Genomic DNA, 10,927 nt, shown 5'->3' on the forward strand with positions numbered 1-10,927 from the left:
AGACGGCTCATCGCCATGACACCGAGAGCGTTGCAAGAGCTATGCCGAACCCAGCTGACTCCATCCTTTGCTCGCTATCCCTCGCCAGGGCGCACCATGTCGACCTCTCTTTTCGGGAAATTGTTACCAATTTGCAACATGACGCCGACACCTTCCTCGCAAAATGCGATGAAAAAGCGCGACACTTCCCGAATGTCGGTGCTCAGGCCCCGAAAATCGCGGCACTGCTTCTTCGGCATGGTTCTTGCCCTGCTTCTGTTACCGACACCTGTGGTTCTCCTGGTGTCAGCGTCGAACGGATTCATGGAGGAAGGTATGAGACTCAATTTTTATGTAGCCCCCCTGCTGGCCATTCTTTGCGCTACCGCCCAGGCGACTCCCGATCCCGACAGCGCGCAGCTCAGGGTGGAAGGCGCCATCACCCAGCCCAACTACCAGCAGTCTGCCCTGTGGGACAAGGCCATGCTGGATGCGCTCCCCGAGTACGAGATCAAGACCCACACCCCCTGGTATGACGAGGAGAAGGTCTTCCGTGGCCCCCGTCTGAGCGACCTGCTGGCCAAGGTGGGCGCCACCGGCACGCAGCTGACCATCACCGCCCTCAACGACTACTCGATCCAGGTGCCCACCAGCGATGCCACCCGGTATCAGGTGATCCTGGCCCGCAGCATCAATGGCAAACCGCTGTCGGTGCGTGACAAGGGGCCGCTGTTCCTGATCTATCCGTTCGACCAGTACCCCGAGCTTCGCAACAAGCTCTATTACGGCCGCGCCATCTGGCAGATCAGCCAGATCAAGGTGGAGTAGACCCCATGAAATCCATGGCAGCGAGTCAACGTTCCCTGCTGGTGGTGCTCTGTGTCCTGCTGCTGGCCTTTGCCGGCATCAGTACCATCCAGTACCGGCAATTCCAGGAGCTGCCACGCAGCACCAGCCAGGGGGAAGACAACGTCATGTGGAACTATTTCCAGCTCTACAACGAGGCACTGCGCTTTCAAAATGCGCTGCGCCATGACTCGCAAGCCAAATTCCAGCTCAGATACGACATCCTGGTCAGCCGGATGGACCTGGTGCTGGAGAGCAAGGATCGCAACCTGCTGCAACATACGCCCATCTACCAGCAGGCCAGCAAGGAGATGCGCCGTTTCACTGCCCTGGCCGATCTCTGGCTCGGGCCTGAGCAGGACAAACCGCTGGATCCACACTCGCATCAAACCCTGATCCAGGGACTGGATCAGCTGCTGCCCCAGCTCCATCGGCTGACCCTGGAGGTCAACGAGCAGGCAACCCTGTTCGACCTGGCCCGTCGCGACGGCGTGCGCAAGCAGATCATCATCACCACCCTGATCGCGGCGCTGCAGTTTTCCCTGCTGTTTGTGCTTGCCCTGCTGATCTGGCGGCAGATGAACCTTTCTTTCCTGCAACACAAGATGATGCAGCAGCTCAACGAGAAGCTGCTCAAGGCCAACCGCGAGGCCGAGGCTGGCAAACGGGCCAAAAGCAGTTTCCTGGCCAACATGAGCCACGAGATCCGCACCCCCATGAACGGCATTCTCGGCATGCTGTCACTGCTGGCTGACCGCACAATGGCGCCCAGAGAACGGGAATATCTGGAGACGGCCAGGGAATCGGCCAACCATCTGCTGGGGCTGCTCAACGACATTCTGGATATTTCAAAACTGGAGGAGGGTCGGATCGAGTTGCAGCTGGTGCCCTGCCATCTGCCCAAGCTGCTGGAAGACATCCGGGCCTTGATGCAGAACAACTGCAGCGCAAAAGGGATCCAGCTCTCCCTGACCCTGGCCCCTGACACGCCGGAATGGCTGATGATGGACCCCCTGCGGGTACGCCAGAACCTGTTCAACCTGCTGAACAATGCCATCAAGTTCACCCACCAGGGTGCCGTCACTATCAGGGTGGACAGCCAAGCTCTGGACAAGGATCGCCATGCCATCCGCATCGCTATCCAGGACACGGGGATCGGCATGAGCCGCCACCAGATAGAGAATCTGTTCCAGCGCTTCTCCCAGGCCGATGTCTCCATCACGCGGCAATATGGCGGCTCCGGGCTGGGCCTCGAGATCTCCCGCAACCTCGCCCGCCTGATGGGAGGGGATATCTCGGTCGAGAGCCAGGAGGGCTGTGGCAGCACCTTTACCTACAGCTGGCCGGCCCGGGTGACGACCCCCTCCATCGTCTGCCTCCCCGCCAAACCCGTGGCACAGGAGCGCTATCGCATCCTGCTGGTGGATGACAATGCCACCAATCGCAAGGTGATCGGCGCCATGCTCGATTCGGTCGGCCACCAGGTCACCCTGGCGGTCCAGGGGGCAGAGGCCCTGGACAAACTGGCACAAGCCAGCTTCGACCTGGTGCTGATGGATGTGCAGATGCCGGTCATGGACGGACTGGCGGCCACCACCCATATCCGGGCCTCACAGCAGCCCTGGGCCGACATTCCCATCATCGCCCTGACCGCCGATGCCATGCCCGAATCGAAGCAATACTACCTGTCCCACGGGATGAACGGCTATATCACCAAGCCCATCAACAAGGAGACGCTGCTTGGCGAGATCAACCGGCACGTGATACGGGAACAGTTCAAGCGCAACCTCACCCGCACCACGCCAACCTGAGCAGTGCATCGGAGCTGGACACCGGGCCTGATAGCGATGTTGACCATACTGCCGCATTGGCTCCCCTGGTTGGAGTGAAACAGCACGCCTGACAGACTCCCCCGCTGCTGATACGCCATCTCGAGCACTTTCACTACCAAGTCAGCATCAGGTCTGTCAGACATTGACCAGCCCACGACCCGCCGGGTATGGAGGTCAAGCACCGCCGCCAAGTCATGCCACCGACCCACACGTAAATGATATCGCCACACCTGATTGGGCTGCGGGGGAGCAAATTCACGCGCCAGAAGATTCGGACTACCCGGTCGTACTGCCCTGGCGACCTTTAGGCATGAAAACCGGGTTGCCTGGACGCCAGTCCCTAAAAGACTCTCAAACACGTTTCTGGAAAAAGCTCTACCTAGCTAAAGGTTACACAGTGGGCCATCTGGCTACATGTTCAATCATTTTCACAATCTGATCCGGTTTTGCCTGAGTTGGCATCATGCCCCAGCGAGAAATTTTATCATTGCCAATTCTTAACATGCCGGTATGCGTTGCAACGATCCCATCAATAGCAGGATCAGTATTATAGAACCCCAAACGGTAGCGTACTAAATCCACCAACTCTGGCTCACCGGTCATAAATAACCAACCAGATGGTATATTATGCTGCCTAACATAATGAGACAGGTGGGATACGGTGTCCTGCTCCGGCATTATGGTTAACGAACACATCTGTACGGGGGCACCTTGCATTTTCTTTGATATTAGCCGTTGGACCTGTATGAGATTGCTAGTAGCCAATGGACATGAGCTCACGCAGTCAACATACATCATGTTCATGACCAGAATTTTGTTCTTTACGATGTCATCATAAAATTTCACCTCCCTTCCCTCGTGTGTCAATAATGAAACATTCGGTATCTTACTCGGACCGAGATAAGGCACCTTGGTGGTTTTAGATTGCGTAACGGCAATTAATGGCAAACTTGCCATGGTTCCCACAGCGCCCAAACCCAATATAATTTGACGCCGTAGGTTGCTATTGTAGCCATCAAGATTCATCTTATGACTCCTTAGTCATTAATATAACGATGCTATCCGTCACAATAAAACTTTATCACTCTCATTAAATAACATCCCAACGAACCATCATCACATGATCCTCATGAATTAGATTATGACAATGAATAACATATTTGCCAGTGAAATCACGAAACTCCAGATAGACACGGACCTTTGAATTTGGTTCCAACACATAAACATCCTTGCGCCCTTGCTCATGGGGCGGGACTGGTACTTTGATTCCATCAATAACTTTGCTCAATATACGCCCCTCCTCAAGGTGAACATGGATAGGATGTGCCCAACCGCCAGAGGGATTTACAAATTCCCATATCTCTGAGGAGCCCTTTTTAACCGTCACTGCCGCTTTGGTTGCATCAAATAATTTGTCGTTGACCACCCACAGACCACTTTTATTTTCGAATACCCAACGCCGCACAGGTATATTTAGTCTTCTTAATTCATCCTCTGTCTTGCTGAACTTCCCAGGTAAATTCCTTAATAACATGCCATCTTTAAGTTCCACACTGGGATCATCAACAATGCCGGGAGAAACAATGATTTTCATTATCCGTTGGCCCGGGGTTCTAACCTTACCGGGTTTACTAGTTTGTGTTTGTTCCAGTCGATTAACAAGATAAAGCTCCACAGGTTTACCCTGCGTGCTATAGCGACTGAAGTCCATGATGATATCGGCTCGCTCTGCACTTCCCAATCTTATGCTCTTGGTATTCATCAGCGGATACTTAAGCAGATTGCCGTCGTTAGCGATATAGGTAAAGCTCTGTATTACATTGTTTTTATCCACGATAGCCAGATCATAAAACCGGCTAGGACCAGAGTTCAGGAAGCGCATCCTGTACCTTCTTCCAACGACATCCCAAACCGGCTCTATGTGGCCATTGATGATAATTTTATCCCCCAACACACCTTCTGGGTGAAGTTGATCGTAATAGAGTATACCTTTGGAATCAAAGCGCCGATCACCAATACTGAAGGGATAGTCGTAATTACCACTGGGAAGCCGCAATGCATCAGCACTGTAATCATTTTCATTCCCTGTATCTCTTTCATCAAATAACAGATAAAATCCGGCCAAGCCACGATATACATTGGGTGCCGTAAAATTGTCAGTATGGTCATGATAAAACAAAGTACCCAAGGCCTCTGTAGGATCTCCCTTACCATCCTTCCATCTTACCAAATCGGTAAAACCAGCCTTAAGATTGGCATATAGATGATCCTTATATACTCCGGGACCATACGATAACGTGGGGCCGGCGATTTCCTCACTATAGTAATCACCTGGATAACCATCACTCTCGGAGGCTGTATGAAGATTATGCAGATGGGTGGATATTTCGGGAGTCCCAAAGCCATCATGATCCAGAGGTAGATTATTATGAATTCGACAAATAATTGGCTGACCATATTTTGCTGCCACCACTACGCTTGGCATGATTTTATATTTCAGAAGGTCATATTGATTGAGCTTTGCAACATCGGGATCAGCCTGATAACCCCAATGCCGCTGTTTGGGGTATGCTTCATTGTATGTCCACTCATCAAACTGCACGGCATAAATCTCGTAGGTATAATCCATTAAATTGTATTTTGAATTAAAATACTCCCATAATTGATGTGGTTCGCGCCCGGCTTCAACAAGCCTACCTATCTTGTTACAAACTTTGGTTGGTGCCGGGGATATATTCCGGGTTGGGGCCAGATAGTTTATCTCTGTAGGCAAGTGGATCGTCCAAGGTATTGTACTCGGACTGGGGGGTACCACAGGGGGTGGGGGGCTATCCTCATCGTCATCATCTCCGGCACGGGCGTGCTTGGTATCTACCATTGCCGATGCCGCATATAAAATACCTGTCGATCGCAAAAAATCCCTTCTGGTCATTTTTTTATTTGATTTCAATGCTGACGGATCATCTACCACGGCAGCACTGTCAACTGGATAGTTTGAGACGCTCACCTCATCTGTGTCAACGTCATGATGTTTAATATTCATAAGTCAACCTTGCTAATGTGTTGTTGATTCGGATGTATGTACCCGGGCTTGGGCCCCCGCACAATCAGTCATGGGCTGAATTGAATTAAATGTCAGTCCGTTAATTTAAATTTCTTTCAAGGCCAATTGTAATCGCGCCTGGAAAGGTTTTAACAAATAGTTCATGAACGTCCTCTCACCGGTTTTCACCGTCACACTTGCGGGCATGCCAGCCTTGATCTGGTAGACGCCCAGCAGCCGTACTCCCTCTTCTGTCACTTGAACCTCTGCCAGGTAGTAGGGTCGTTGCGTTACCTTGTCCACGAGTCGATCGGCAGACACGGTCAACACTTCACCAGGAATGGAAGGTAACAATGCATGGTTCAAGGCAGGAAAGAGTATTTCAACCGGCATGCCAGGTATTAATTTATCGATGGCATGAACAGGGATCATGGCATTGATCTGTAACGGTTGATTTGCTGGCACAATATCCATTAATTGTTCACCGGGTTGTACCACCCCACCTATAGTACTTACCTTCATATCAAGAATGACGCCATCTATAGGTGAACGAATGATTACATTATCCAATTCATGCTTAGTCGCAATCAATTCATCCTCCAGCGTCGCAATTTCCTTTTGTTGACGGGTCAACTCTGACTCAACATCACGAATATACTCATGATGTAATTGATAACGCTTCAACTTCAATTCATTATGTTGGCTTTTTAATTTCCCGATCTCCAGAATATCTTCTGACAGCTTGCCAGAAAGCTCGGCGGCTTCACGTTCGACCCCCAGTAGTTGTGCTGTAGGGTAATATTTCTTTGCATTCAAGCTGCGAGCAGCACCCAACTCTTTATTGATCAACGTCAGTTGGCGTTCGCGAAAATCTCTTACCTTACTCAGACTACCAATCTGTTGCTCAACGCCTTTCAGACTCTCATCAAGCATGGCAATTTCACCTTGAACAGCATGCCTCCTTGTTTCGAATAACTCTGCTTGTAACGTCATGACTTCTTTCAATCGCTGATTATGCGAGAATGCCTTGGTCAATTTTTCACTGAACAACACCTCAGCCCGATTTTCCCGCTCTGACAGTAGGCGGTCCTCGATACTCTTGGCCACTAAATATTGCGCACTCAGTGTGCTGTGCTTCATTTCAATCTGGGTTTTATCCAGAGTTAATAAAGGTTGTCCTTTATGTACGATTGTCCCTTCACTGATATGAATATCGATAATTCGCCCCCCACTCAGGTGCTGGATTGTTTTCCGATTATTGGACACAGTGACAGTGGCATCGGCGACGACCCCCGCATCCAATGGCGCCAGCATCGACCAGGCCAGAAATCCCCCAACACCAAACAATACTGTGATGAATCCAGCGAGCAGTGGCGACCAGATGTTGGTGTCGACCATATTTTCAGAGGCTACGTTCTGTTGATCAGCCAAATGAACAATGGGTGGGTTCATATTGTTGCCTCCTTCTTGATTTCCCCTGCTGGTGCTACTGATGCTTGATTGATCGCAACAGGCTTCAATATGTTGGCCTTCCTTAAATTAGCAAATACTTCTTCCCGCCCGCCAAACTCTTGTATGACGCCATCCCTTAGTAGCAGTACCTTATCGACAATACCAAGCAAGGTTGGCCGATGAGAGATAATTACCGTGGTTATTTGTCTGGTTTTCAGAATCTGGATGGCTCTGAGTAAGGCCCCCTCCCCCAGATCATCCAAATTGGAATTTGGTTCATCCAGGACGATAAACGCAGGATCGTTGTAGACCGCACGCGCAAGGCCGATACGCTGTCGTTGCCCGCCTGATAACTGATGTCCACCGGCTCCCAGGGGGGTATCATAACCCTGTGGCAACCGTAATATCATTTCGTGTACACCTGCCAGCTGTGCGGCGGCAACGATAAGCTCACTATTGATTGCATCAAAACGACAGATATTTTGGGCAATGCTGCCATCAAACAATTCGACATCTTGTGGTAAATAACCCAGTGACGGACCGAGCAGTGACTTATCCCATAACGCTATATCCGCACCATCTAATCTGACTTTGCCGGATAGCGGACTCCATACGCCAACCAGCAACTTGGCAAGTGAGGTTTTTCCTGATGCGGAAGGCCCGATAATACCGAGCACATCCCCGGCCTCGAGATGAAAAGATATATTGCAGAGAGTGGGTGTATGATTGCCAGGTGGGGCGGCAAAGACACTTTCCATACTAATATTGCCCACCGGCCGAGGCAGGGTCAGTACCTCCTTCGGAGCGGGATACTCCTGCAGCAGCACTGATATATGACGCCATGCACTACGAAACTGCACAAATTGCTTCCAGTTACCGATGACTTGCTCTACCGGATTGAGCACACGCCCCAAGATAATGGAGGCCGCGATCATCAGACCGGGAGTGATTTCGCCATCGATCACCAGCAAGGCACCGGCACCCAGTGCGATGGACTGTAACAATACCCGAACAAAACGCCCAAGGCTGCTGAGTCGCGTGGTCTTATCCGCGATTTGCGTGTGCAATATCAGCACTTTCTTATGCTGCTCCAGCCACCGCTGTTTCAGCTTGGGCAGCATCCCCATCGCTTCAATGGCATCGGTGTTCTGCAATTGTTTATTGAGTTTGCTTGTACTGTCGACGGTCAATTCATTCGCTTGCTGGATCTGACGTTTGGTCGAAAACTCAGTCACCAGCGTCAGGCTAAAGAGAATCAATATGCCCCCAGCTGAGAGATAACCCAACAACGGATGGACGATAAAAGCAATCAATAGATAACACGGCGTCCATGGCACATCCATCAATGCGAATAGACTATTGCCGGAAAGAAACTGGCGAATTTGCGACAGTTCCGTCAGTGCTTGGGCTGGATTATTATCTCCAGTTTCTAATTTCTTCTTGAATGTTGCATTAAACACCAACTGGTTTAACATGACATCCAGTCGATTGCCAAATCGGGTCATCACTCTGGCACGGGAAGATTCCAGCATCGCAATCAGGATATATAAACCGATGATCAATAATGTCAGCACCAGCAGGGTTGTCGTATTCTGGCTAGCCAACACCCGGTCGTATACCTGCAACATATAGATCGCCGGTGATAGCATTAACAAATTAATAATGCAGCCAAAAAACATCAGTAGAATAAAGGCCCCCTTGGTACCCTCCAAGGCATTATTCAATTCTTTCGACGGGTGCTGGCTTGCCATACCCTATCTCCTTATAGCGGCAGCTATCTTGGGTATTTACAGATTAAAGTCGTCAATAGTAACTGGCTCTTTAGTCCCTCTAGCATGGTGGTGCCATCACCTCTGGTCATGATGACGTCCCCCCGCTCCGGAGCCGCCGCACCCGCCCGACAGGATTGGGGGCGGCGGCTCCGATGCGCCTTCTGTGCTTTCTCTGGCCGGTTCCCTGGCCTCGAAAACTGATTGCTTGTACGACTCGTCTCCTAGCTCGTGAAGTCAAAGTCCTGGATGGTGATGACGTTCTGGCCATTGCCATTCACGCCGTTCAGCAGAATCGTCCCGAGAGCCACACCATTGGCATCCTCGACCGTGACTTGTGTGTTTGCCCCCAGGTCGACAATGTCCACGCGATCGAGGAAGTTCGCCGATGTGACCCCAGCCCCGGTGAGGTTGAGAAGATCCTGGCCACCACCCGCGGTGGCATCAAAACCGTTGATCACGTCGGCGCCGAAGCTGCCCTGCCCGAACAGGAAGATGTCGTCTCCGGCACCACCGTTCATGGTGTCGTTGCCGGTACCGCCGTCCAGTCTGTCGTCGCCGACATCACCATTCAGGATATCGGCGCCGACACCGCCGCTCAGCGTGTCGTTGCCTTGATTGCCGTTCAACGTGTCATTGCCGGCACCGCCGTTCAGCGTGTCGTTGCCGGCGGCGCCGCTTAGCGTGTCGACACCGCCACCGCCAGTGATGACGTTGGCGAGACCGTTGCCGTTGCCGGTGAACGTTCCGTTGCCGGTATTCGTCAGGTTCTCGACGTTGGCGCCAAGCGAATAGGTAGCAAGGGCCGTCAGCACCGTGTCCGTGCCGGCGTTTGCACCTTCAGTCACGACGTCGGTAGCCGAGTCGACTAGGTAGATGTCGTTGCCCGCTCCACCAACCATCGTATCGTTGCCTGCCCCCCCGTTCAGCGTGTCGTCGCCGATACCGCCGCTTAGGGTGTCGTTGCCGGCACCGCCGTTCAGCGTGTCGGCACCGCCACCGCCAGTGATGACGTTGTCAAGGCCGTTGCCGTTACCGGTGAAGGGGCCGTTGCCGGTGTAGATCAGGTTCTCGACGTCGGCGCCCAGCGTATAGGTGGCGAGAGTCCCCGTTTGAACCGTATCCGTACCGCCGCCTGCCGCTTCGGTGACGACGTCGTTAGCCGAATCGACGACGTAGGTGTCGTTGCCGGCACCGCCATTCAGCGTGTCGTCGCCGCCCGCGCCGTTCAGCGTGTCGTTGCCGGCACCACCATCGATCACGTTGTTGAGGTCGTTACCGGTACCGACGAAGTTACCGGTGCCGGCAAACGCCAGGTTTTCCACCGCCAGCAATGCGGCCAGCGAGAAGGCGTTGAGCGTCGTGCGAACAGTGTCGATACCTTCATTGGCGGCCTCGATCACGGTGTCGGCAGCCGAGTCGACAATGTAGGTGTCGTTGCCGACCCCACCCGCCATCACGTCGTTGCCCGTGCTACCGTTCAGGGTGTCGTTGCCGGCATCACCGTTTAGCGTGTCGTTGCCAGCACCGCCGTTCAGCGTGTCGTTGCCGGTACTACCGTCGATCACGTTGTCGAGGTTGTTGCCGGTGCCGACGAAGTCGCCAGTGCCGACGAACGCCAGGTTTTCGACCGCCAGCAATGAGGCCAGCGAAAACGCGTTGAGGGTCGTGCGAACGGTGTCGGTGCCTTCGTTGGCGGCTTCGGTCACTGTGTCCGCAGCCGAGTCGACAATGTAGGTGTCGTTGCCGCCTCCCCCCGTCATCGCATCGTTGCCCGCTCCGCCGTCCAGCGTGTCGTTGCCGGCATTGCCGTTCAGCGTGTCGTTGCCGCTCGCGCCATTCAGCGCATCGTCTCCGGCGCCACCGTCGATCACGTTGTTGAGGTCGTTGCCAGTGCCGACGAAGTTGCCGGTGCCAGCGAACACCAGGTTCTCGACCGCCAGCAATGCGGCCAGCGAGAAGGTGTTGAGCGTCGTGCGAACGGTGTCGGTGCCTTCGTTGGCGGC

At 52.8% G+C, this 10,927-nt stretch carries 8 protein-coding genes and 1 pseudogene; 2 read left to right on the top strand and 7 right to left on the bottom strand.

Annotated features, from left to right (window positions below):
• Positions 1–74: 74 nt before the first annotated feature.
• The gene (locus tag BN1136_RS20260) at positions 75–239 is read right to left on the bottom strand and encodes a hypothetical protein (protein ID WP_156135307.1); all 165 of its coding nucleotides are present in this window, start codon (positions 237–239) and stop codon (positions 75–77) included.
• A 76-nt stretch (positions 240–315) separates the two neighbouring features.
• Here BN1136_RS20260 and BN1136_RS13860 point away from each other — a divergent pair, with 76 nt between their 5' ends.
• Both BN1136_RS13860 and BN1136_RS13865 read left to right on the top strand, forming a co-directional pair.
• Positions 316–807 carry a putative pterin-binding protein gene (locus BN1136_RS13860; RefSeq protein ID WP_043760919.1) on the top strand — a complete coding sequence of 164 codons (492 nt, stop codon included), beginning with the start codon at positions 316–318 and terminating at the stop codon, positions 805–807.
• A gap of 5 nt (positions 808–812) precedes the next feature.
• Positions 813–2,636 carry an ATP-binding protein gene (locus BN1136_RS13865; RefSeq protein ID WP_043760921.1) on the top strand — a complete coding sequence of 608 codons (1,824 nt, stop codon included), beginning with the start codon at positions 813–815 and terminating at the stop codon, positions 2,634–2,636.
• Positions 2,637–2,683: 47 nt separating this feature from the next.
• Here the strand turns inward: BN1136_RS13865 and BN1136_RS19935 are convergent.
• The 6 genes and pseudogenes from BN1136_RS19935 to BN1136_RS13895 all read right to left on the bottom strand — a co-directional run.
• Positions 2,684–2,997: pseudogene (locus BN1136_RS19935) on the bottom strand (DDE-type integrase/transposase/recombinase); the annotation flags it as partial.
• Between the two features lie 50 nt (positions 2,998–3,047).
• Positions 3,048–3,683 (bottom strand): SCO family protein, encoded by a 636-nt coding sequence (locus BN1136_RS13870; RefSeq protein WP_043760922.1) that lies wholly within the window; start codon positions 3,681–3,683, stop codon positions 3,048–3,050.
• A gap of 64 nt (positions 3,684–3,747) precedes the next feature.
• Complete coding sequence (locus tag BN1136_RS19940; protein ID WP_197068457.1) at positions 3,748–5,700, bottom strand: multicopper oxidase family protein; 1,953 nt, start codon at positions 5,698–5,700, stop codon at positions 3,748–3,750.
• Between the two features lie 105 nt (positions 5,701–5,805).
• Positions 5,806–7,152, bottom strand: a complete 1,347-nt coding sequence (locus tag BN1136_RS13885; protein ID WP_052365681.1) for an HlyD family type I secretion periplasmic adaptor subunit — start codon at positions 7,150–7,152, stop codon at positions 5,806–5,808.
• A complete protein-coding gene (locus tag BN1136_RS13890; RefSeq protein WP_043760929.1) occupies positions 7,149–8,903 on the bottom strand; it encodes a type I secretion system permease/ATPase in 1,755 nt (584 codons plus the stop codon). The genes BN1136_RS13885 and BN1136_RS13890 overlap by 4 nt, the downstream gene beginning before the upstream one ends.
• A gap of 242 nt (positions 8,904–9,145) precedes the next feature.
• Positions 9,146–10,927, bottom strand: a 1,782-nt coding sequence (locus BN1136_RS13895; RefSeq protein ID WP_043808696.1) for a calcium-binding protein, incomplete at its 5' end; no start/stop codon positions are given.

It is taken from the genome of Aeromonas taiwanensis (assembly GCF_000820165.1).
Lineage (GTDB): Bacteria > Pseudomonadota > Gammaproteobacteria > Enterobacterales > Aeromonadaceae > Aeromonas > Aeromonas taiwanensis.

What these genes read in the sequence shown, in the direction of transcription:
- BN1136_RS20260 (WP_156135307.1), bottom strand. Translation starts at nt 239, where the DNA reads ATGCCGAAGAAGCAGTGCCGCGATTTTCGGGGCCTGAGCACCGACATT.
- BN1136_RS13860 (WP_043760919.1), top strand. Translation starts at nt 316, where the DNA reads ATGAGACTCAATTTTTATGTAGCCCCCCTGCTGGCCATTCTTTGCGCT.
- BN1136_RS13865 (WP_043760921.1), top strand. Translation starts at nt 813, where the DNA reads ATGAAATCCATGGCAGCGAGTCAACGTTCCCTGCTGGTGGTGCTCTGT.
- BN1136_RS13870 (WP_043760922.1), bottom strand. Translation starts at nt 3,683, where the DNA reads ATGAATCTTGATGGCTACAATAGCAACCTACGGCGTCAAATTATATTG.
- BN1136_RS19940 (WP_197068457.1), bottom strand. Translation starts at nt 5,700, where the DNA reads ATGAATATTAAACATCATGACGTTGACACAGATGAGGTGAGCGTCTCA.
- BN1136_RS13885 (WP_052365681.1), bottom strand. Translation starts at nt 7,152, where the DNA reads ATGAACCCACCCATTGTTCATTTGGCTGATCAACAGAACGTAGCCTCT.
- BN1136_RS13890 (WP_043760929.1), bottom strand. Translation starts at nt 8,903, where the DNA reads ATGGCAAGCCAGCACCCGTCGAAAGAATTGAATAATGCCTTGGAGGGT.